Origin of the sequence: Collinsella sp. LCP19S3_A7 (assembly GCF_052121995.1) — a bacterium.
Classification (GTDB): domain Bacteria; phylum Actinomycetota; class Coriobacteriia; order Coriobacteriales; family Coriobacteriaceae; genus Collinsella.
Map to the genome: position 1 here is coordinate 41,830 of NZ_JBQKDE010000010.1, position 23,169 is coordinate 64,998.

General features: G+C 61.0%; 14 protein-coding genes and 1 tRNA gene. 11 read left to right on the forward strand and 4 right to left on the reverse strand.

The window, feature by feature from the left end; all coding sequences use genetic code 11:
* The first annotated feature begins 248 nt into the window (after positions 1-248).
* A complete protein-coding gene (locus ACTQV3_RS05940; RefSeq protein ID WP_441535744.1) occupies positions 249-1,262 on the forward strand; it encodes a hypothetical protein in 1,014 nt (337 codons plus the stop codon).
* Positions 1,263-1,807: 545 nt separating this feature from the next.
* On the opposite strand, the gene ACTQV3_RS05945 is transcribed toward ACTQV3_RS05940, so the two are convergent.
* Positions 1,808-1,882 (reverse strand) — tRNA-Val (locus tag ACTQV3_RS05945).
* A 290-nt stretch (positions 1,883-2,172) separates the two neighbouring features.
* Between ACTQV3_RS05945 and ACTQV3_RS05950 the strand changes: the two genes are divergently transcribed.
* The 3 genes from ACTQV3_RS05950 (at position 2,173) to glmM (ending at position 7,037) form a co-directional block, all read left to right on the forward strand.
* The gene (locus ACTQV3_RS05950; RefSeq protein ID WP_441068961.1) at positions 2,173-3,195 is read left to right on the forward strand and encodes a DMT family transporter; all 1,023 of its coding nucleotides are present in this window, start codon (positions 2,173-2,175) and stop codon (positions 3,193-3,195) included.
* A 150-nt stretch (positions 3,196-3,345) separates the two neighbouring features.
* Positions 3,346-5,622 (forward strand): DUF4012 domain-containing protein, encoded by a 2,277-nt coding sequence (locus ACTQV3_RS05955; RefSeq protein ID WP_441068963.1) that lies wholly within the window; start codon positions 3,346-3,348, stop codon positions 5,620-5,622.
* Between the two features lie 83 nt (positions 5,623-5,705).
* Positions 5,706-7,037 carry a phosphoglucosamine mutase gene (glmM, locus tag ACTQV3_RS05960; RefSeq protein WP_154517601.1) on the forward strand — a complete coding sequence of 444 codons (1,332 nt, stop codon included), beginning with the start codon at positions 5,706-5,708 and terminating at the stop codon, positions 7,035-7,037.
* Between the two features lie 205 nt (positions 7,038-7,242).
* Here glmM and ACTQV3_RS05965 read toward each other — a convergent pair whose 3' ends face one another.
* A complete protein-coding gene (locus ACTQV3_RS05965; protein ID WP_441068965.1) occupies positions 7,243-8,817 on the reverse strand; it encodes a carboxypeptidase M32 in 1,575 nt (524 codons plus the stop codon).
* Between the two features lie 505 nt (positions 8,818-9,322).
* Between ACTQV3_RS05965 and pheS the strand changes: the two genes are divergently transcribed.
* From pheS to ACTQV3_RS05995, 6 genes are all read left to right on the forward strand, one after another.
* Positions 9,323-10,399 carry a phenylalanine--tRNA ligase subunit alpha gene (gene pheS, locus ACTQV3_RS05970; RefSeq protein WP_154517607.1) on the forward strand — a complete coding sequence of 359 codons (1,077 nt, stop codon included), beginning with the start codon at positions 9,323-9,325 and terminating at the stop codon, positions 10,397-10,399.
* Between the two features lie 181 nt (positions 10,400-10,580).
* Positions 10,581-13,034, forward strand: a complete 2,454-nt coding sequence (gene pheT / locus ACTQV3_RS05975; RefSeq protein WP_441068967.1) for a phenylalanine--tRNA ligase subunit beta — start codon at positions 10,581-10,583, stop codon at positions 13,032-13,034.
* Between the two features lie 246 nt (positions 13,035-13,280).
* Positions 13,281-14,366, forward strand: a complete 1,086-nt coding sequence (cbiM, locus tag ACTQV3_RS05980; protein ID WP_441068969.1) for a cobalt transporter CbiM — start codon at positions 13,281-13,283, stop codon at positions 14,364-14,366.
* Positions 14,344-15,180, forward strand: coding sequence for an energy-coupling factor transporter transmembrane component T (locus ACTQV3_RS05985; protein ID WP_441068971.1), 837 nt, complete (start codon positions 14,344-14,346; stop codon positions 15,178-15,180). Before cbiM ends, ACTQV3_RS05985 begins: the two co-directional genes overlap by 23 nt.
* Positions 15,181-15,224: 44 nt before the next feature.
* Positions 15,225-15,995: an energy-coupling factor ABC transporter ATP-binding protein gene (locus ACTQV3_RS05990; protein WP_441068973.1), complete on the forward strand. Its 771-nt coding sequence runs from the start codon at positions 15,225-15,227 to the stop codon at positions 15,993-15,995.
* Between the two features lie 79 nt (positions 15,996-16,074).
* Complete coding sequence (locus tag ACTQV3_RS05995) at positions 16,075-16,923, forward strand: hypothetical protein (protein ID WP_427795218.1); 849 nt, start codon at positions 16,075-16,077, stop codon at positions 16,921-16,923.
* On the opposite strand, the gene ACTQV3_RS06000 is transcribed toward ACTQV3_RS05995, so the two are convergent.
* A complete protein-coding gene (locus ACTQV3_RS06000) occupies positions 16,920-17,993 on the reverse strand; it encodes a hypothetical protein (RefSeq protein WP_427795924.1) in 1,074 nt (357 codons plus the stop codon). The two genes, ACTQV3_RS05995 and ACTQV3_RS06000, sit on opposite strands and share 4 nt — an antisense overlap.
* Before the next feature lie 421 nt (positions 17,994-18,414).
* Positions 18,415-19,875, reverse strand: coding sequence for a pyruvate kinase (gene pyk / locus ACTQV3_RS06005; RefSeq protein WP_427793920.1), 1,461 nt, complete (start codon positions 19,873-19,875; stop codon positions 18,415-18,417).
* Between the two features lie 442 nt (positions 19,876-20,317).
* Between pyk and ACTQV3_RS06010 the strand changes: the two genes are divergently transcribed.
* Positions 20,318-22,999, forward strand: a complete 2,682-nt coding sequence (locus tag ACTQV3_RS06010) for a cation-translocating P-type ATPase (RefSeq protein WP_427728430.1) — start codon at positions 20,318-20,320, stop codon at positions 22,997-22,999.
* The last annotated feature ends 170 nt before the right edge of the window (positions 23,000-23,169 follow it).

Sequence of the window (23,169 nt, forward strand, 5' to 3'; positions counted from 1 at the left end):
GCCAGTTGAGCGGCAACCTTGCCAAAAGCTTGACGGATTGCGGTTTGGGCATCGTCGAATGAACACTTTGGCGCACCTCGGCGAAAAAACCGCCGGTCGTTTGTCGGAAACTTAGCAGAACCGCCAGCCGCCGCCGGCGTGCGTGCTATCTTCGCGCCATGAGGTACTTTATCGTTTCACATAACGCCGCATTGGCGCTGTTGGCGCACATGCCGAACCCTCGCTTTGGGGATTCGGAGCCAGAGGTCGTGTCGATTGCAGGTGCCTGTGCGCTCTTGGACCAAGAAGCGCAGGAGGTTATCGATCGCTATGACCTGGGGATCGAAACGCTGGATTTGCTGGTGCCGTCGCGCGCCGGCCGTCGGCAGAGCAAGCATGTTAAGACGCATCTGTGCACCAACGAGCTCCCGGCGGGTTCGTTTATCTCGCTGGGCCACTGGATGGGCGACCTTGATGCGTATGTGTGCTCTCCCGAGCTGGCGTTTTTGCAGGCTGTGCACGATGGCGATATGGCAGCGGCCGTCTATGCCGGCTATGCGATGACATCGGATTACCGGCTGGATAACCTTGCTCCCGGTGGGGTAACAGGCAGGGATGCGGGCATGCGCGATAGCAGGCTCACGACTAAGGAGCTCATCGCGGCGTATATCGAGAAGTCACCCAAGGTGAGGGGTATCGCGAAGGCAAAGGCACTGCTTGCATATGTGATCGAGGGGTCGCGCTCTCCGAGGGAGTCGGGGCTCTGCATGTTTATGTCGCTGCCTGCGCGCTACGGCGGGTATGCATTGGGCAAGGCCGACCTTAACAAGAAGGTCTTCATTCGCGATGGATACAATGACGGACGTGATCACAAGCTTCGCGTGTTGGAGCGCACACCCGACATAACGCTTACGGCTAAAGTCGAGGTGGGCATGGATAAAGTAAAGGCCGGGCTGCTGCCAGAGGTGCTGACCGCGATGGTCGATTACGATAGCGATGCCATTCATGACGGACGCGAGAAGATTTACAAGGATGCTGAGCGCCGCAACGAGTTGGAGCTGTTAAGCGGCGTGGCACACTTCACCGTGACGACTGAGCAGGCAAATGACTACGACAAGCTCATCCGGCTGTGCGAACGCATCCGACGGAAGCTGCACCGGAACAAGCGACCCATTTTTAACAAGCCCATGAGCGAGGAGCAGCGATACTTTGCCCTCAAGCGCGTCGAAGCGAAGCGGTTTAAGCTTTGGCAGGCCGTAATCGAGGCGCGTCAACATTGGTAGGGGCGGTTGCTGGGCATGGGACCAAGGGCCTCATTGTCAGGTCTAATACTTTTCCCGAGAAGTGAACGAGTCAAAACGGACCCCCGAAACATCGACACTTTTGGTGGCTTATTTCCTGCGGTTTTATCATTGGAATCCTGCGGTTTTGGCTGTAAAAAGTGTGGATGCTTCGGGGGTCCAAATAAGGTCGTTCACTTCTCGGGAAAAGTATTAGACCTGATTATGGGAAGGTTGTCCGGATGTGGCCGCGAGGCTTGCGAAGGCCAGATCGGGGCAGTCGCCAAGGCTGTTTGGGTAATTTTGGGGCTGGTTGGGGCAGTCGCCGGGGTTGTCTGGGCGACTTTGGGTGTGGCAGGGGTAATTGCCGGCGATACCGAAGCAACTTGGGGTCTGCCGGGATGATTACCGGTTATGTAGAGGCGGTATCAGCCTCGATTGGGATGGTTATTGGAGCTGCCGAAGCGGTTTTGGGTGCCACGGCGCCCTTTTGGCTTAGCACATAAAACAAAACAGCCCAGAGGCATAGCCTCTGGGCTGCGAACATTTGGTGGGCGTTAGAAGATTTGAACTTCTGACCTCTTCCGTGTCAGGGAAGCGCTCTCCCCCTGAGCTAAACGCCCGATCAAGGGTGCGCAAGTGCGCAAGGGATAATATAACGGAGCTTGAACTCGGTGGCAAGAATATTTTTTAAAATCGCTAACGTTGTGGAATCAAAGGGCTTTGTCGCGCCCATTTTAAAAGAGCTCGCTGCCGCGATTTGGCTGTCGCATAATGCAAAGCCGTTGCGATGCCGAACCATGGAAGAGACGTCTGCGGAATTGTCCTACCGATAAGCGGACAAGCCCCCAGCTGGAGCCTTCGCCGTGGTAAGGTAAGCCGAATTGTTTCCAGGCTGTTTCGGGGGAGCGGGATGAGCAAAGAGCGTGTCGAGCAGGTCGAAGGCGCAGGGACTTCGGTGCCGATGACCGATATATCGAACATTGATGTGCCCGAGGGCACCGATGAGCTCAGCCGCAGCACCCGCCGTGCATGGCGCGACCGCCTCAACGACGCCCAGACGCGTAAGATGATCGTGGGCATGTTGGCTACGCTCGTGGGCGGCTCGTTTTGGGGCTTCTCGGGCACCAGCGCGAGTTTTTTGTTCGATACCTACCATGTCGATACGCTGTGGCTTATGAGCATACGACAGATTCTCGCCGGCCTGCTCTTTATGGCTGTGGTTGTCACGCGCGACCGCGCACGCCTGGTTAAGCTTTGGACGACGCCGGCCGACCGCAAGCAGCTGTTGCTCTTTACCGCCTTTGGCCTGCTGTTCAACCAGTTTTGCTATCTTTCGGCCGTGCGCCTGACCAACGCCGGAACCGCGACGGTCCTTCAGTGCCTGCAGCTGGTCATCATCATGGGATATACCTGCATCACCGATCGCCGCAAACCGCGCATGCGCGAGGTTATCGGTATTGGCCTGGCCCTTGGCGGCACGTTTTTGATCGCCACCGGCGGCGACCCCACGAGCCTGAGCATCTCGCCGCTCGGTCTGGTGGCGGGTCTTATGTGCGCGGTGAGCGCCACCTGCATGGCGGTGATTCCCGCCAAAATTCTGCCAGAATACGGCAGCCCCATCGTTACGGGCTCAGCCATGCTCACGGCTGGTATCGTCACCTGCACTATCGTGCAGCCTTGGGTCCATATGCCGGCGCTCGATGCCGCCGGCGTCGAGGCGCTCGCGGTGTTTGTGGTCGTGGGCTCGTTTTTGGCGTACATGCTCTATATGCAGGGCGTCAAGGACATCGGCTCGGTGCGCGCGAGCCTCATCGGGACCGTGGAGCCGGTCTCGGCAACCATTACCAGCGCCGTTATGCTGGGCACGGTATTTTTGCCGACCGACCTTATCGGCTTTGCCATGATTATCGTAATGATGTTTTTAACGGTGTAGTCGACGCAGCGGCTGATACAAGTTAAAAACTGAATAGGGATTCGCGCATGTTGCGTGTAATCAGGACGCATGTCTGGAGTTTAGCTGCGCGCGTTCAATATGACATAAACTGATAACGTTTATCGACTTTTGTATTGCGAGGATTTCTCTATGGCTGGAAATCATTTTAAGGGTAGCGGAGACGGCCGTCCGGCGGTCCCGCCGCGTTCTAATGGGGCGGGAAGGCCCGACGCTCCGGGCGGCATTGGCCAGAACGGCGCCGGCAATCGCACGTCTCCGGGCGAGACGGCGATGTTTACCGCTCTGTATGAGCAATCTCAGAAGGCAAAAAAGGCCGCCCGCGCAAACGGTCAGGCCGCTGCGACCGGGGCTACCCCCGCAGTGCCGCCGCGCGAGGTCTCCGCAAATCCCGCGGGCAATGCGGGCAGCGCCAATGCTGCCGGCAACGCCTCGTCGTCCAAGGATGTAGGAATCACGGGCAACTTGGGCACGATTTACACGGGAGCTTCCGAGACCGGCACGTTTGCCCGTCTGGACGATAGCGGTGCCGAGTTTGTGGGCTCGGGTTCCAAAGAAGACTATTACGATTTTGGCCTGAACTACGGCGGCGGCACTTCGTCGAGCACGACGTCGGACGGGTTGGTCCGTCATCGTCATCGCAAGGGCGAGAACAAGAACCGTTATGCCGCCACAGCGGTCGTTGCTGTCGTCGCGGTTGTCCTCGTTGCACTTGGCGTGAGCGGCTTCATGTTCTTTAACTCGGCAAAGACCGTGAAGGCCCAGGCAAAGGAGGCCGTGGGTATCGTCGCAGACCTTAAGGGTAAGGTCACGTCGGGCGATTTTTCGACCTTGCCCGACGATACGAAGAAGATCAACGACCTTTGCAGCAGCATGAAGGCGGAGACCTCGAGCCCGCTGTGGACGATGGCCTCGTTTGTCCCGGTGTACGGCAGCGACATCAATGCCGTCCGCACCATGGTCGACGCTCTGTCCGATGTTTCGAGCGGCGCGCTGGTCCCCATGGCCGATAATCTCGCTCAGGCAACGCCCGGCAAGCTGTTCCAGGACGGAACAATCAACGTGTCCGCGCTGCAGGCGGTCGCCGATTCGCTCTCCGATAGCTCGAGGGCGTTCAAGAGCGCCAATGAAAAGATTCAGGGTATTGGCGATACGCATATCGCCCAGGTGACCGAGCTGGTCGATAAGGCAAAGGACGGCTTTGCCACCCTCAACGGCGCGGTTGACGCGGCGGAGAAGGTCGCCCCCGTCCTTCCCCAGATGCTCGGCGCCAACGGTCAGACGCGCAACTATCTTGTGTATGCCATGAACAACGTCGAGATTCGTGCTTGCGGCGGTTTTGGTGGTTCGCAGGGCCTGATTTCGGTCACCGACGGCCAGATGTCGATCGGTGACTTTGTTCCACGTATTGCGCGTAGCAAAGACGAGGCGGTTGAGAGCGTCGACGAAGAGGACGAGGCACTGTTTGGTGACCACAGTAACCTGTACAACTCTGGTAACGCGTATTCGCCCGATTGGCCCCGCAACTCGCAGCGTGTCGCCGCGCTGTGGAAGTCCCAGTATGGGCAGGACGTTGATGGCGTCGTCGGCATCGATCCGGTGTTCTTGCAGTACCTGCTGGGCCTTGTCGGTAATGTCTCGCTGCCTGATGGTACGGTCGTCGACGGTACCAACGCAGCGAAGGTTCTCATGCACGATGTGTACTGGAACTATCCGGTCGAGGAGTCGGACGGCATCTTTGCATCCGTCGCCAGCGCTGCCTTCGACAAGATTCTCGGTGGCATCGGTGACGTCGACGTTACGAAGCTTGTCGGTGCATTCGAGCGCGGTGCCGAAGAGGGCCGTCTGATTGCTTGGATGAGAAACAATGATGAGCAGAATGCCATCAAGGAGACGGGCATTGACGCTTCGCTGCCCGATCCGGATGATCCGAGTGCCGATCCCGTTGCCGGCGTTTACTTTAACAACCTGAGCTTCTCCAAGCTCGATTGGTATCTGAACGCCGATACGCAGATTGGCCAGGGCATCAAGAACGGCGACGGCACGTGCTCGTATCGCATCACCGTTACCCTGACGAACATCATGACGCAGGAGGAGGCAGGCAAGCTGCCCGACTACGTCGCGGCGAGCGCGCCCGACGCCGCGCGCGACGACGAGCGTCTGTATGTCTCACTGTTTGCCCCGACGGGCGGCAACATCAGTGGCCTTACGGTTGAGGGCACCCAGTTTGGTCTTGGCGCCGCTACGTGGCATGGAATCCCCTTCTATTCGGGCACCGTTGACCTGCATGCTGGCGAGACGACGACGATCACGTATACGCTGACCACGTCGGCCGAGGCGGGGGACAAGCCGCTTGCGCTGCGTCAGACTCCTACATGCCAGGCGGCTCGCGATAACGCGTCGGCGTAGGGTTTTTCTGGTAGCGCAGATAATCGAGTACCATTTTGGGGCGGACAGGCAATCTGTTCGCCCCTATTTTGTAAGGAGATCGCATGAAGTACTTTGGCACCGACGGATTTCGCGGCGAGGCCAACGTTGGGCTGACCGTGGAGCACGCGTACAAGATCGGCCGCTTTGTGGGCTGGTATTACGGCGCCAGGCGCGGGGCCAAGGCGCGCGTGATCGTGGGTAAGGACACGCGTCGCTCGAGCTATATGTTCGAGGCGGCGCTGGTGAGCGGTCTGGTTGCGAGCGGCGCAGACGCCTATATGCTGCATGTGATTCCTACGCCGGGCGTGGCGCACCAGACCGTGGAGGGCTGCTTCGATTGCGGCATCATGATCAGTGCGAGCCACAATCCGTTTTGCGATAACGGCATTAAGCTCGTCAACAGCGACGGCTTTAAGATGGACGAGGACGTGCTGGAGCTCATCGAGGACTACATCGATGGCAAGAGCGAGGTGCCACTGGCCACGGGCAACCACATTGGCGCCACGGTTGACTACATGCAGGGCCGCAACCGCTACATTGCCTCGCTCATTGCAAGCGCGAACTTTTCGCTGCAGGGCGTCAAGATTGGCATTGACTGCGCCAACGGCTCGGCGTCCTCTGTCGCCAAGCCGGTGTTCGATGCGCTCGGCGCCGATGTGCGCGTGATTAACGCCGCACCCGACGGCTTTAACATTAACGTCGACTGCGGCTCTACGCATATGGAGCGCCTGCAGCGCCATGTGGTGGAGCAAGGCTTGGACGTGGGCTTTGCCTACGACGGCGATGCCGATCGCTGCCTGGCCGTGGACGAGCGCGGCCGCGTGGTCGACGGCGACCAGATTCTGTACGTGTGCGGCGTGTATCTTAACAAGCACGGGCGCCTCTCGGGCGGTACCGTGGTGCCGACGATCGCCAGCAACTTTGGCCTGATTAAGTCGCTGGAGCTTGCCGGCCTGAGTGCCGTGACCAGCGGCGTGGGCGACCGCCACGTGTATGCCAAGATGCGCGAGGGCGGCTACAGCCTGGGTGGCGAGCAGACGGGCCATACGATCTTTGGCGATATCGAGCGTACGGGCGACGGCATAATGACCTCGCTGCGTGTGATGGAAGTGATTCGTGCCGAGCGCGAGACGCTTTCGCAGCTCGCGGTGCCGTGTAAGCTGCTGCCGCAGGCGCAGGTTGCCGTACGCGTGGCGGACAAGGATGCTGCGCTGGGCAACATGGGCGTGCAGGCCGCCATTGCCGAGGCCGAGGCGTCGCTGGCGGGCGAGGGCCGCGTGCTGGTGCGCAAGAGCGGAACCGAGTCGGTGATTCGCGTTTTGGCCGAGGCCCCCGACCAAGACGCCGCCGACGCCGCCATGAAGCGCATCGCCGCCGCGCTGGAGGCTCTGTAGTTACGCGGTTTTACCAAACCGCGTAACCGCTCGACGCTACAAACGGCCCCAAGCGGCAATCTGGCGTTCAATTTCAAGGGCGCGACCAGAAGGTCAGCGCCCTTTCATTTCACGTCACCTTGCTCGCTTGGGGCCGTTTTCGCTGACGTTGCCAAGACATCGACGTCAACATGGTTGGCGTTGGCGATGGCGTGCTGGTCAATCCTTACAGCTGGTACAGCGTGGTGAACTTGTCCTGCAGGTAGCTGCAGTAGTAGCGGGCATCGAATGCCATACCGCACGCGCCCTTGATGAGCTCCGGCGCGTCCTTGGCGCGGCCCCACTGCCAAATGTGCTCGCCCAGCCAAGCGCGGACGGGTGCCAGGTCGCCGCTCGCACAGGCGCCGTTAAGGTCGACACCGTCGCGGCACATGGCCGGCACAAACATGGCATCGTAGGCGCTGCCCAGCGCATACGTGGGGAAGTAGCCAAACGAGCCGCCGCTCCAGTGCGTATCCTGCAGGCAGCCGCGCGTGTCGTCGGGAACAGGAATGCCCAGGTACTCGTCCATAAAGCGATTCCAAAGCGCGGGGATGTCCTTTGCCGTGGCCTCGCCGGCAAACAGCATGCGCTCAATCTCGTAGCGCACCATAATATGCAGCGGGTAGGTGAGCTCGTCAGCCTCGGTACGGATCAGCGACGGCTGAGCGATGTTCACGGCGTGGTAGAGCGTGTCCTCGTCCACGTTGCCGTAGACCTCGGGCGCGTGACGGCGCAGCACTTCGAGCAGCGGGCCCATAAAAGCGCGACTGCGGCCTACGGTGTTCTCGAAAAAGCGGCTCTGGCTCTCGTGAATGCCCATGGAGGTGCCGCCCTCCAGACACGTGCGCGCGTAAGCGGGGTTCACGCCCAGCTCGTACATGGCGTGCCCCGCCTCGTGGATGATGCTATAGACGTTGGAGATGCAGTCGTTCTCGTAGATGTGCGTGGCGATGCGCGCATCGCCCACCGAGAAGCCCTCGCTAAACGGGTGCTCGGTAAAGGCGAGCGTGGTGTCGTCCAGGTTAAGGCCGACGAGCTTCATCAGGTCGAAGCTCATGGCGCGCTGGGCGGCCTCGGGCACATGCGCGTGCAAAAAGTCGGCAGTAGGCTGCTGCCCGCGCTCGCCGATGGCGTGAACGAGCGGCACGACGGTGGCCTTGACCTCGTCACAAAACTTATCGAAGCTCTTGGCGGAAAGGCCGCGTTCGTACTGGTCGAGCCAAACATCGTATGGGTCGCGCTTGGGGTCCATGAGCTGGGCCTGATGCTTGAGCTGGGCGACGATTCTATCCACGTAGGGCTCAAAGCTCGCCCAGTCGTTGGCCGTCTTGGCCTTGTGCCACACGGCGTCGGCCTCGCAGGTGAGCCTGGTCCAGGCCTCGGCTTCTTCGGTGGGAATGGCGCTTGCCTCGCGCTGGTCGCGGCCGAGCACACGGATCTCGTCGAGCAGCTGCGGGTCGTCGATCTTGCCGCCGGCGACGGTCTCGTGTGCCAGCGAGCCTACAAGCTCGACGGACTTTTTGCTGGTCAGGAGCTTGTGATGTTCGCCGGCAAGGGTGCCCATAGCATCGGCGCGGGCCGCAGCGCCGTTGGCGGGGGCAATCGTCGCGCCATCGAACTCGGCAATCTTGAGCAGGTACTCGCGGGTCCATAGTTTGCCTTCGAGCTTGCGGAGCTTCTTGATGCCCTTGCCCGCCTTGGCGTTCTTAGAGGCCTTGGCCACGGCGGCCTTGGCTTTCTTATCGAGTTTCTTTCCCATACCTATATCCTTGATCTCGCAGACCGGACGCCACGGGTGGGCGTGCGGCCAGTTTGCACAGCTACCTGCCTTGTACCCAGTGCGAACAAAACGGAACGCGGCGATATGCTCGCAGAATGTGTTATCCTATAGCCCAATGCGTTGACGGAGAGGGTTTTGCCCGCCGCGTCGCCGGCAAGAGAGGGAAGGTCATGGGCTGCAAGCCTTCCTGCGGTGGCAAGGGCCAAGCGTTCACTCCCGAGCAGCAACCTCAACGGGCGCGCGGCCAGCGGCGGCGAAGCCCCAGTAGGGAAGCCGTGAGCCTCGCGATAAGGGGCATAGAGTGGGCACGGCGGGCCAGACATCCGCCGGGTCAAACAAGGTGGTACCGCGGAATTCAACCGTCCTTGGGCAATGCACATGCCCGAGGACGGTTTTTTGTTACCGAACCGGGCCGCGTTTTTGCAACGCCAGACGGCGGCAGTCGTCCTGGCGAGCGGGGAACGCGAGAGACGAAAGGGAAGACATGAGTCTGATTGATGATCTGGTCAAACTCGAGGAAGAGGCCAAGGAGCTCGTCGCAGGCGCCGACGACGCCGCCAAGCTCGAGGCTGCGCGCGTTGAGCTGCTCGGCCGCAAGGGTCGTATTACCGGCCTGATGCGCATGATGGGCAAGCTCGCCCCCGAGGATCGCCCCGTGATGGGCAAGCGCGCCAACGAGATGCGCCAGCTGATCGAGGGCATGCTCGACGAGCGCACCACCGAGATGAAGGCCGCCGCCCTCAAGCACGCACTGGAGCACGAGGCCGTCGACATCACGCTGCCGGGCATCCGTCCGCAGATCGGCCATCAGCACCTGATCAAGCAGATTATCGAGGAGGCCGAGGACATCTTTAGCGGTATCGGCTACACCGTCGAGTCCGGTCCCATGGTCGACACCTCCTACTACAACTTCACCGCGCTCAACGCCCCCATGGATCACCCGAGCCGCTCGGCCCGCGACACCTTCTATGTGGTCGACAACAACCCCGGCAGCGTCGCGCACCCCGAGGCGCATGCCCACGGCGAGTCCGACGTGCTGCTGCGCACCCAGACCTCGGGCGTGCAGATTCACACCATGGAGTCGCAGAAGCCGCCCATCTACATGATCTGCCCGGGCACCGTCTACCGTCCCGACACGGCCGACGCCTGTCACCTGCCGCAGTTCAACCAGATCGAGGGCCTGGTCGTCGACGAGGGCATCACCTTTGGCGATCTTAAGGGCACGCTCGACTACTTTGTTAAGTGCATGTTTGGCGAGGACCGCAAGACGCGTTACCGCCCGCATTTCTTCCCCTTCACCGAGCCTTCCTGCGAGGTGGACGTGAGCTGCCACGTCTGCGGCGGCAAGGGCTGCAACTTCTGCAAACACAGCGGCTGGATCGAGATCTTGGGCTGCGGCATGGTCGACCCCAACGTCCTGATCAACTGCGGCATCGACCCCGAGAAGTACACCGGCTTCGCCTTTGGCATTGGCGCCGAGCGCGTCGCTGCCCTGCGCTACGACCTGCCCGACCTCAGAACGCTCATGACAGGCGATATGCGTTTCCTGAATCAGTTTTAAGTTGACCTGTCCCGGCGGCTTCCCGAGCCACCGCACCTTGCCCCTCAAACCGTCGCTTGCGTACCCAAGTACGCGGCGCTCCTCTTTCGGGGCGATCTGCGGCACCTCGGAAACCCGTCTCCGTAGCTGGAGTTTTCCGTCTGTTTATTGCAGACGTTACAGATGAAAGGAGACCAGTTAGATGCGCGTTTCTTACGACTGGCTCAAGACCATGATCGATATTCCGGAGGATCCCAAGACCCTTTCGGACGAATATATCCGTACCGGCACCGAGGTCGAGTCGATCGACACCGTGGGAGAATCCTTCGACCACGTGGTGACTGCCAAGGTGCTCACCAAGACCCCGCACCCCGATAGCGACCATATGTATGTGTGCTCGGTCGACGTGGGTGACAAGAACCTCGACGCCGACGGCAACCCCGCCCCGCTGCAGATCGTCTGCGGCGCGCAGAACTTTGAGGCCGGCGACCACATCGTCACGGCAATGATCGGCGCCGTGCTTCCCGGTGACGTCAAGATCAAGAAGAGCAAGCTTCGCGGCGTCGTGTCCATGGGCATGAACTGCTCCGCGCGCGAGCTCGGCCTGGGCGGCGACCACTCCGGCATCATGATCCTGCCCGAGGATACGCCCTGCGGCATGCCGTTTGCCGAGTACGTGGGCTCGAGTGATACCGTGCTCGACTGCGAGATCACGCCCAACCGCCCCGACTGCCTGTCTATGATCGGCATGGCCCGTGAGACCGGTGCCATCTTCGACCGCGATTTCCACGTTGAGCTGCCCGCCATCAAGGCGGAGACCGGCCGCGCGACCGACGACGAGCTTTCGGTCGAGATCGCCGACGAGGGCCTGTGCGACCGCTATGTCGCCCGCATCGTGCGCAACGTGAAGGTCGGCCCCTCGCCTGACTGGATGGTCAAGCGCCTTAACGCCCTGGGCGTGCGCCCGCACAACAACATTGTCGACATCACCAACTATGTGATGATGCTCACCGGTCAGCCGCTGCACGCTTTTGACCTGGACACCTTTGCCGAGCGCGAGGGCAGGCGCCGCGTGGTGGTTCGCGCCGCCCAGCAGGACGAGAAGTTCACGACCCTCGACGGCGAGGAGCGCACGCTCGATGCCGGCATGGGCCTTATCACCGACGGCGAGCGCCCCGTGGCGCTGGCCGGCGTTATGGGCGGCATGGATTCCGAGATCGAGGACGACACCGTCGACGTGATGCTCGAGAGCGCCTGCTTCGACGCCGGTCGCACCTCGCACACCAGCCGCGACCTGTCGTTGATCTCCGACGCCTCCATCCGCTTTGAGCGCCAGGTTGATGAGACCGGCTGCGTGGATGTGGCCAATGTTGCCTGCGCGCTCATCGAGGAGATTGCCGGCGGCGAGGTCGCTCCCGGCTACGTGGATGTGTTCCCCGCGCCCAAGACCATCGACAGCATTAAGCTGCGTTTGGCCCGCGTGCACGCCATCTGCGGCGCCGACATCGAGCCCGATTTTATCGAGCGCTCGCTCACCCGCCTGGGCTGCACCGTCGAGCGCGACGGCGAGGACTTTATGGTTACCCCGCCGAGTTTCCGCCCCGACCTGCCGCGCGAGATCGACCTGATCGAGGAGGTCCTGCGCCTGTGGGGCATGGGCCGCGTGACGGCGACCATCCCGGCTGCCAAGAACCACATCGGTGGCCTGACCCGCGAGCAGAAGCTCACCCGCAAGGTCGGCGAGATCCTGCGCGCCTGCGGCCTCAACGAGACTACGACCTTTGGCTTTGCCGCCCCGGGCGACCTGGAGAAGATCGGCATGTCCACCGAGGGCCGCGGCTGCCCCGTGGTACTTATGAACCCGCTGGTGGCCGAGCAGACCGAGATGCGCCGCTCGCTGCTGCCGGGCCTGCTGCAGTCTGTGGCCTATAACGAGGCCCATGGCACGCCCAACGTGCACCTGTACGAGGTCGGCAGCCTGTTCCACGGCCGCGAGAACGCCAGCCTGCCCAAGGAGACTAAGTCCGTGGCGGGCGTGCTCTCGGGCCAGTGGAGCGAGCAGTCTTGGAACATGAAGTACCGCAAGCTGCGTTTCTTCTTTGGCAAGGGCATCGTCGAGGAGCTGCTCGCCCAGCTGCGCATCGAGAAGGTTCGCTTCCGTCCCGTCGAGGGCGAGGGCTATGCCTTCTTGCAGCCGGGCCGTGCCGCCGAGGTTCTGTCTGGCGGCACCGTGCTGGGCTGGGTCGGCGAGATCCACCCCGAGGCGCGCGAAGCCATGGGCATCGACGAGGTCGTCGTTGCCTTTGAGCTCGACCTGGACAAGCTGATCAAGGGCGCCCGCAACCAGGAGAACTACCGCGAGTTCTCGCAGTACCCGGCTGTTGAGCACGATCTTGCTATCGTGGTCGACAACTCCGTGACTTGCGAGGACCTTGAGCGCCGCATTACCAGCGCCGGCGGCAAGCTGCTCGAGGGTGTGCGTCTGTTCGACGTCTACCGCGATCCGGTCCGCGTGGGCGTGGGCAAGAAGTCCATGGCCTTTGCGCTTACGTATCGCTCCGACGACCACACGCTTACCAGCGAAGAGGTCGAAAAAGCGCACCAGAAGATCGTCACCAAGGTGTGCAAGGGCGTAAACGGCGAGGTCCGCGGCTAGGTCCTGCACTGGGGTATGGTTCAGCGGTGGCTGCTGCCGAGCCTTACGTGACTGCTATCCTCGGTATAAGGCACTGCTGAGCCTGCATATATGACACGCGCATTGCATAACGGCGTGCTGCTTTGTCGGCAGTGCGCCGTTTTGCTATGATAGCCCGTGGCGTGTTACGAATCTGACAATACGTAACACTGGCAAGGTGATTTAAGCGGCGTTGTAATTCTGTGCGCCGATAACCGGGAGGCGTACATGCACATTCCAGATAATTATCTGTCCCCGCAGACCGATGTCGTCATGGCAGTGGCGATGGTGCCCGTTTGGGTTCACTGCATCAAAAAGGTGCGCGCCACGCTCGACCGCGAGCACATGGCGTTCCTGGGCATCTGTGCCGCATTCTCCTTTTTGCTCATGATGTTCAACGTGCCGCTGCCCGGCGGTACCACGGGTCACGCCGTCGGCGGCGCGCTCATCGCGCTGCTGCTGGGCCCGGAGGCCGCGGCCATCGCGGTTTCGGTCGCGCTGGCGCTGCAGGCGCTGCTGTTTGGCGACGGCGGCATCCTGTCCTTTGGCGCCAACTGCTTTAACATGGCCTTCGTGCTGCCGTTTGCCGCCGCTATCGTGTTCCGTGCGCTCAACAGCCGTTTGCACGACAAGAGCTGGGGCACCTCGGTTTCGGCCGTCGTAAGCGGTTGGGTCGGCCTGTGCCTGGCGGCCCTGTGCACGGCGATCGAGTTTGGTATTCAGCCGATGTTCTTTACCAACGCTTCGGGAGCTCCGCTGTACTGCCCCTTCCCGCTCTCTATTGCCATTCCGGCCATGATGATCCCGCACATGTTGGTAGCCGGCGTGGTCGAGGGCGTGGCGACGGCCGCCATCTACGGTTTCATTAAGAAGACGGCGCCGAGCGTTATCGTCGGGCCCGAGGCCGCCGATGGCCAGCTTGCTGCCGAGGGCGCTGCCGCCAAGAAGACCTCACTGGTCCCCACGCTCATCCTGGTCGCCGTGCTTGTCGTGGCCACGCCGCTCGGCTTGCTGGCCACCGGTGACGCCTGGGGCGAGTGGGACGCTGAGGGCGCCGCGACCGCCGTTCAGGAGGCTGGTGACGACAGTCTGCAGACTTCGGTCGGTCTCGATACCCCGACCTTTGCCGATGCCCTGCCCACGGGCGATTATCTGCAGGCCTATTCCGAGGAGCAGGGCCTTGGCTTTGCCGGCCAGGCCGCGATGTATATTCTTTCGGGCGTGATTGGCGTGGCGGTGCTCACCATCGCATTCCGTCTGGTCTCGCTAACGGTCAAGGAAAGCGGAGCCCATGGCGACGGTCGAGCTGCCTAGCTGGCTTGCGGCCGAGCAGCGTTATGAGCCCGCGGGGGCTCGGCATCGTGTGATGCAAAAGAATGTCCTGCACCTGGCGAGCCTCCTTGAGCGGGTTCGCCTAGGTGGCGGCGTGCATAAGGGCGGGTCGATTATCGACCGCGCCCTTTCTGCCGTTTCGGCGCCAGTGCGTTTGGTGGGGATGTTCGTCTGCGTCCTGTGCGTATGCCTGACGCAGAGCCCGCTGTACTTGATGCTGATGACAGCGATCGCGTTGGTGCTCGTTGCGGTGCGCCCCGTACGCGGGCTGCACGCGACCTTTGTGCCGGCGTTGGCTGCCGCGGGGTTTGCCGTGGTTTTGGCGCTGCCTGCCCTGCTGCTGGGCGCTTCTGCCACGGGCGCCATGCTCAAGATTGCGCTCAAGACCTTTGTTAATGTGTCATTGGTGCTGGGCGTTTCGTGGACGCTTACCTGGAGTCGCATGTCGGCGGCGCTTAAGATGCTGCACCTGCCCGACGAGGTTATCTTTACGTTTGATATGGCGCTCAAACACATCGAGGTGCTGGGTCGCACGGCGCACGACCTGTGCGAATCGGTCATGCTTCGCAGTGTGGGCCGCGCGCCTGCAGGATTTTCGCGTACCGATTCGATCGCGGGTATCATGGGCATGACCTTTATCAAGGCGATGGAATGCAGCCGCGCGATGGACGAGGCTATGCTTTGCCGCGGTTTTGCCGGCGCATATCCGGCGCCTACACGGAACGGCTTTGGCTGGCGCGACGCGGTCTATGCGGCCGTTGTGGTGCTGCTCGCCGTGTTGTGCGCGGTGCTGTAGCGCGGGCGGTCAAGCCGTCGATGTGAACAGGGAAGGGCGACGTTTTGGCAAACGATACAAATGGTGCGATGGGTGCGAGCGGTGCTGCCGGCGCCAAGGCCACGCCGCTCATCGAGTTTCGCAACGTGGTGTTTTCCTATGCGGGCCATACGGTGGTCGATGGCGTGTCGCTGCAGGTTAATCGCGGTGAACTGGTTGCGCTGCTTGGACCCAACGGCTGTGGCAAGACGACGATCATGCGGCTTATCAACGGCCTTGAGCTTGCGGATGCGGGTACGTACCTGTTTGATGGACATGTGGTCGATGCGGCATATCTCAAGGATTCCGCGACGGCCCAGCGGTTCCATCAGCGCGTGGGCTTCGTGTTCCAAAACGCCGATGCACAGCTCTTTTGCGCCACGGTCGGCGAGGAGGTCGCGTTTGGCCCGGCTCAAATGGGGCTTTCGGCGGACGAGCTCGGGCGCCGCGTCCGTGATGCCATGGGGCTGTTTCAGGTTGCCGATCTGGTCGATGCTTCGCCCTATCAGCTTTCGGGCGGGCAAAAGAAGCGTGTGGCGCTGGCTGCCGTCGTGTCGATGAACCCCGATATTCTGGTGCTCGACGAGCCTACCAACGGACTTGACGAGGAATCTTGCGACATCGTGGTTAACTTTCTACTGGCTTATGTTGCTGCCGGTAAGACGGTCTTGATGAGCACGCATCATCAGGATTTAGTACGACGTCTTGGGGCCCGTGCGATTTATATCGATCGATATCACCACGTGGTCGAGGCTCCCGTGCCATCATATGGAACCGAAAACGGTGCAGCAGAATAGTTGCCGCATAGTGGGGTTGCGGCCGCGCACGTGACTTGCTGCGAATGGTATAGTTATCCGGGTTTTTACGGGGGTAGCTATGCCAAGTTGGAATATTCATATCGCTCAGACGGAACGACTTCTGGCGCGTGCCGGTGCGCTTGCCGATAACGTGCGCGACCGCAATGCCTTTTTGTTTGGCAGCGTGGTTCCGGACATTTTTGTGGGCTACATGGTTCCCGGTATTGCCGACCCCATCCCGTATCGCATCACGCACTTTGCCAAGCCCGAGCCCATTCCTAAGCCACGCGAGCATGAGTTTTGGGACACCTATGTGGCACCGTTGCTTAAAGGTGCGCCGGCGGGTGCGCCGGCTGCAGCGACCTCGATTGTCGAAGAGCGTGAAAGGCTCAATCGGGTGCACTATCCGCAGCGCTACAAAGACGCCGAGCCGGTTGACGGCCCCGGTGCCGCCGAGTTTTCGCTCGCGCCCGATGACGTGGCGCAGTCGCTGCTCGATTTGACGCTGGGCGTTTGGTCGCATCTGGTGGCCGATACCGTGTGGAACACGCGCGTGAACCAATATCTCGAGGCGCGAGGCGGCAAGCCGTGCGAGGAGTTCCGCATTAAGAAGCAGGGAGACTTTGACTGGTTTGGCAAAACGCTCGGCATCGTTTCTATCCCGCGTGCGACCGATCGCCTCTATACCGCGGCGGCCCAGTTTGGTCAGTATTCGATTCCACAAGAGTATGTGCTCAAGACCATTGGCGTTATGCACGAGATTGTGCGCGAAAACCCCGGCGATCCGGATCATCCGCCGTACCGTCTGCTGACCGAAGAGTTCTTTGACGCAACGTTTACCGAGGTCGTTGAGCTAACCGAGGCGGGTTTTGCCGCCCGCGTTGCCGCTTCTGACGTCCCCGCAGTTCCTCTGATCGCTAGCTGCTAGCCGGCTGACTTCGCGGTGAACAGTTCATCCCAATTGACCAATAGCTCCCGCCGAAGGGTTTCTGCGGCAGTGAGTTCCAGCTTAGATTTTGGAACGTAAGGGAGCCCCGCCTTTTTATGAATTAGCTCGGCGATGCTGTTAAAGCTCTTCGTGTCCTTGATTTGATCATAGGTTATCTGGATAGCGTCATAGCCCATGCTTGTGAGGGCGGTGGTGCGCTCGGCATCGGAGAGGCTCGCGGCTTCGCTGTCATGGGCGGAGCGGCCTTGGCATTCCAGAATGACGCCCATGCTGTCGGTGCTGCTCTCTATGAGGATATCGGCGTAGCAGCAGGTTTTGTCATACAGTGAGCGCGCGGCGTCGCTGAGTGGGATGCGCACGTTGTTTGCGATATTGATGCCCATGCCGCCCTCGTTGCGGGGGAGCGAGACAAGCATGGAGGTCTGTACTTCGAAGGGCGAGGCGGTCTGTCCCGTCATGTGCTCGGCCGCCCAGCGCAGTTGTTTAACGCCGCGCAGGCCTGCGGCCTGCTTGGCGAACGCGGCGATATCCGCTGCGGAAAGAAGCGGCGTGCGCTTCCACAAGTTGGTGTCATTGCCCTTGGTGTCGACAACACGTTTCCAACCACAGTCGGGCGGAATGAGCTTAAGCGAAATAGCTTCATCGAGCTGCTGCTGCGCCCGTTTACAAGGCGTGAACACTGCAAAGGAGCCGCACATCTCGTAGCAAGCCATGAGTAACTGGTTGCGTGAGACCTGCGTAGCAAGGTTGAGCAGCGTAAACTCGGGCGACGTGACGTCAAATCCATGCTCAGTCTGCCTAAACGACCCAGGAGGCGGCTCTTGGGTTAGCAGACGGCTATGAAATAGCTTTCCGTTCGCGCGCTGTTTTCTTTCGCCCACGAATCTCCAGACTGGTGTGCCGAGCAAGTCTTTAAATACTGGTTGTTTTGAGTAATGCACCAAGCGATGGTCATGGTCGGGCGGCAGGATTGCCGGATAGAGTCCCAGTATCTGGGGCGGTATGCGATAGTACTGAAAAGCCGTGGGTCCGCAGGCAAGAAATGACATAGCGATCCGATCGTTTGAGCGTAGTTTGGGCTAGAAAAGCTATCGGTTTCGGAAGTGCGGGGAAAAAGACAAACAGGTCAACCACAAGCGGTATTTAAGCCAACTTTATCAGGGGTTTTGTTGAAATAAAAGGGCTTGTGCTCGGGGGTAGGCAATTTTTCCCCGCACTTCCGAAAACGTGGTCGATTTAGACCTTGCTAAAACGATTTATCAGCCCTGTGTGAGGTGTGGGTTTGCCACCGGGCGAACACTTTTAGCGCTTGGGGCTTTATTTTTTGGGCCTCGGAGGGCGGATTTCGCGCTTTTGGTAAAGAAATGGGTGCGTGTCATGCCGTGCGGTAGGCATCGGCGCACAGAAAAAGGGCCCGGAAGGCGAAGCCTTCCGGGCCCTTTTTAATGCAAATGTGCTTGCAAGTGCGATTTAGCGCACCTGCGCGACGTAGGCGACGTTGGTCGAGGAGACCTTGTCCTCAAGCTGGACGCTCATACGGGGATCGCCGGCGGTAGCGACGGTCAAATCGCCGGTCTCGACGTAGCCGAGCTCCTTAGCGGTCTCGATCGCCTTGACGATCGTGCCGTTGACGGTGCCCTGGGTAATCTCGGCCTTGTGCGGGATAACGCCCCAGTACATGATCATCTGCTGGACGGCCCACTCGTGGCGGGAGAACGCGCAGATCGGCATGTTGGGACGGAAGTGCGAGATCAGGCGAGCGGTACGGCCGGTGGTCGTCGGCACGGTGATGCACTTGGCGCCAACGGTGGTGGCCATGTTCACAGCGGACATACCCACAACGTTGTTGACGACGCGGGTGCCGTGAGCATCGGTCGGAACCTCGAGCGGAGCGTGAGCCGGGAGGTACTTCTCAGTCTCGAGAGCGATGCTGGCCTGCATCTTGACGGCCTCGACCGGGTACTTACCGGCAGCGGACTCGCCGGACAGCATGACGGCGTCGGTACCGTCGTAAATGGCGTTAGCAACGTCGGCAACCTCGGCGCGCGTCGGGCGCGGGTTCTGCTGCATGGAGTCGAGCATCTGCGTAGCGGTGATAACGGGCTTGTAGGCCGCGTTGCACTTGGCGATGATCTCCTTCTGGATGTGCGGAACGAGCTCGGGCTTGATCTCGATGCCCAGGTCGCCACGGGCGACCATGATGCCGTCGGAAGCCTCGAGGATCTCATCGAAGTTCTCGACGCCCAGGGCGCACTCGATCTTCGGGAAGATCGTCACGTGCTCGCCGCCGTTCTCGCGGCAAAGCTCGCGGATGCCGCGGACAGACTCGCCGTCACGGATGAAGGAAGCGGCGATGTAGTCGATGTTCTCGGTCAGGCCAAAGAGGATGTCCTGACGATCGCGCTCGGTGATGGCGGGCAGCGAGATGTTGACGTTGGGCATGTTGACGCCCTTGCGCTCGCCGATCAGGCCGTCGTTCTTGACGACGCAGGTCATGTCCTGGCCGTCGACGGACTCGACCTCGAGAGCAACCAGGCCGTCATCGATCAGGATGAGGGAGCCCTTCTCGACCTCGGAGGGCAGAGCCAGGTAGTCGAGGGAGATGTGCTCAGCGGTGCCGTGGAAATCCTCGGACGTGGGCTGAGCGGTGACGACGATCTTGTCGCCGGTCTTGACGGCAACCTTCTTGCCGTCGACCAGAAGACCGGTGCGGACCTCGGGGCCCTTGGTGTCGAGCAGGATGCCGACGGGCATACCGAGCTCCTTGGAAATACGACGGACGCGCTCGATGCGACCGTGGTGCTCGTCGTAGGAGCCGTGCGAGAAGTTAAAACGGGCGACGTTCATGCCCGCCTTGATCATCTCGCGGATGGTCTCGTCGCTATCGCAGGCGGGACCCATGGTGCATACAATCTTAGTGCGCTTGTACATTCAGACCTCCATCTGACATCGTCTTGCGCTGATAGATAAACCATAAGAAATAAAACTGAGTTGATTATAACGAAATACCGACCGAATACCCCAAAAAATCGACCGTATGCCGAATTAGAAGTTCATCTTTTACGGAAAAAACGGTATATGAAAAAACTTTACCAACCGCTCTAACCGCTGCTATCTGGGTGATATTTTAGTTTGGCGACGCGCCTAAGAAAAAACGTTTTATCAGTATTGAGCATCACACGGTCCGCATCGTTGCATACGGACCATATTTCCAAATGGATTGTTTTGGCTAGACGCGTCGCTTTGGGGTACCATAGCTCCACTATCAACTGCCGCTCAGCACGGCAGCCTTGATGAGCCCTTGCCCTTCTCCTGGGAATTATGATCGGGCATCAATCTGCTGAGTGGCCCGAATCCCAGGAGGGGACTCTATATGCAAAAGGAATACCTGTCCGCCGCGGCGGAGGTGCTCAGCGACCAAGGTGTCGATGAGAACCTCGGCCTGAGCAACGACGAGGCGTCGTCGCGCCTCGCCAAGACAGGCCCTAACAAGCTTGAGGAAGCCGAGAAGACGCCGCTGTGGAAGCGTTTCTTTGAGCAGATGGCCGACCCCATGGTCATCATGTTGATCGTTGCCGCCGTTATCAGCGCGCTCACGGGCATGGTTAAGGGCGAGGCGGACTTTGCCGATGTTGCCATCATCATGTTCGTCGTTATCGTCAACTCGGTGCTGGGCGTGGTCCAGGAAGCCAAGAGCGAGGAGGCCCTCGAGGCCCTTCAGGAGATGAGCGCGGCGCAGTCCAAGGTTCTACGCGACGGCAAACTCGTGCACCTGCCGAGCGCCGAGCTCGTACCCGGTGACGTGATCATGCTCGAGGCGGGCGACTCCGTCCCGGCCGACTGCCGCGTGCTCGAGAGCGCCACGATGAAAATCGAAGAGGCCGCGCTCACCGGCGAGTCGGTGCCGGTCGAGAAGCACGCCAATGTGATCGAGCTTGCCGCGGGCACCGATGACGTGCCGCTCGGCGACCGCAAGAACATGTGCTACATGGGCTCCACCGTCGTGTACGGCCGTGGCCGCGCCGTCGTGGTCGGCACCGGCATGGATACCGAGATGGGCAAGATCGCCGGTGCCCTGGCCGAGGCCAAGGAAGAGCTCACACCGCTGCAGGTGAAGCTCGCCGAGCTCAGCCGTATCCTCACCATTATGGTGATCGTCATCTGCGTCGTGATCTTTGGCGTCGACATCGTCCGCCACGGCGTGGGCAACGTCCTTACCGACCCGACTGCCCTGCTCGACACCTTTATGGTCGCCGTCTCGCTCGCCGTCGCTGCCATCCCCGAGGGCCTGGTCGCCGTCGTGACCATCGTGCTGTCGCTTGGCGTGACCAAGATGGCCAAGCGCCAGGCAATTATCCGCAAGCTCTCTGCCGTCGAGACTCTCGGCTGCACGCAGACCATCTGCTCCGACAAGACCGGTACCCTTACCCAAAACAAGATGACCGTCGTCAAGCACGAGCTCGCTGCGCCTAAGGAGAAGTTTCTGGCAGGCATGGCGCTGTGCTCCGATGCCCAGTGGGACGAGGAACTGGGTGAGGCCGTGGGCGAGCCGACCGAGTGCGCGCTCGTCAACGATGCCGGAAAGGCGGGCCTCACTGGTCTGACTGCCGAGCACCCGCGCGTGGGCGAGGCCCCGTTTGACTCGGGCCGCAAGATGATGTCCGTGGTCGTTGAGACCCTGGACGGCGAGTACGAGCAATACACCAAGGGCGCGCCCGACGTGGTGATCGGCCTGTGCACCCACATCTACGAGGGCGATAAGGTCGTCCCCCTGACCGAGGAGCGTCGTGCCGAGCTCGTGGCCGCCAACAAGGCCATGGCCGACGAGGCCCTGCGCGTGCTGGCGCTGGCAAGCCGCACCTACACCGAGGTCCCGAGCGACTGCAGCCCCGCCGCGCTCGAGCACGACCTGGTCTTCTGCGGCCTGTCCGGCATGATTGACCCGGTCCGCCCCGAGGTCGCCGACGCCATCCGCGAGGCCCACGATGCCGGTATCCGCACCGTCATGATCACGGGCGACCACATCGACACCGCCGTGGCCATTGCCAAGCAGCTGGGTATCGTCACCGATCGCAGCCATGCCATCACCGGTGCCGACCTCGATCGCATGAGCGACGAGGAACTCGACGCGCACATCGAGGACTACGGCGTGTACGCCCGCGTCCAGCCCGAGCACAAGACCCGTATCGTCGAGGCTTGGAAGTCGCGCGACCAGATCGTGGCCATGACGGGCGACGGCGTCAACGACGCCCCGTCCATCAAGCGTGCCGACATCGGCGTCGGCATGGGCATCACCGGTACCGACGTTACCAAGAACGTCGCCGACATGGTGCTTGCCGACGACAACTTCGCCACCATCATCGGTGCCTGCGAAGAGGGTCGCCGCATCTACGACAACATCCGCAAGGTCATCCAGTTCCTGCTTTCGGCCAACCTTGCCGAGGTGTTCTCGGTGTTTATCGCCACGCTCATCGGCTTTACCATCTTCCAGCCGGTGCAGCTGCTGTGGGTGAACCTGGTCACCGACTGCTTCCCCGCGCTCGCGCTGGGCATGGAGGATGCCGAGGGCGACATCATGAAGCGCAAGCCGCGCAACGCCAAGGACGGCGTCTTTGCCGGCAATATGGGTCTGGACTGCGTGGTCCAGGGCTTGATCATTGCCGCGCTGGTGCTGGCGAGCTTCTTTGTGGGCGTGTACTTTGACATGGGCTACATCCACATCTCCGATATGATCGCCGGCGTCGCCGACGAGGAAGGCGTGATGATGGCCTTCATCACGCTCAACATGGTCGAGATCTTCCACTGCTTTAACATGCGCAGCCGCCGCACGTCGCTGTTTAAGATGAAGAAGCAGAACAAGTGGCTGTGGGCCTCTGCCGCGCTGGCGCTGGTGCTGACGGTGATCGTAACCGTGCAGCCGACGCTTGCCGAAATGTTCTTTGGCCCCGTGACGCTTGAGCTCAAGGGCGTTATCGCCGCGCTGGGCCTTGCCTTCCTGATCATTCCGCTGATGGAGATCTACAAGGCGATCATGCGCGCGGTCGAGAAGGAGTAGGTCGAAAGGCCATCCTTCCCACCGGCCCGACCGCCTGCGGGGTTTCTTCTTCGCTGGTCCTCGCGCTTCGCGCTGCGGGATCGTTCGGGAGAAAGGGCTTCCGGGGCGGGCCCTGCGGTATCCTTGCTGGCTTTTCTCCCGCGCGGATGATAAAGGACTGAGGGAAAGTG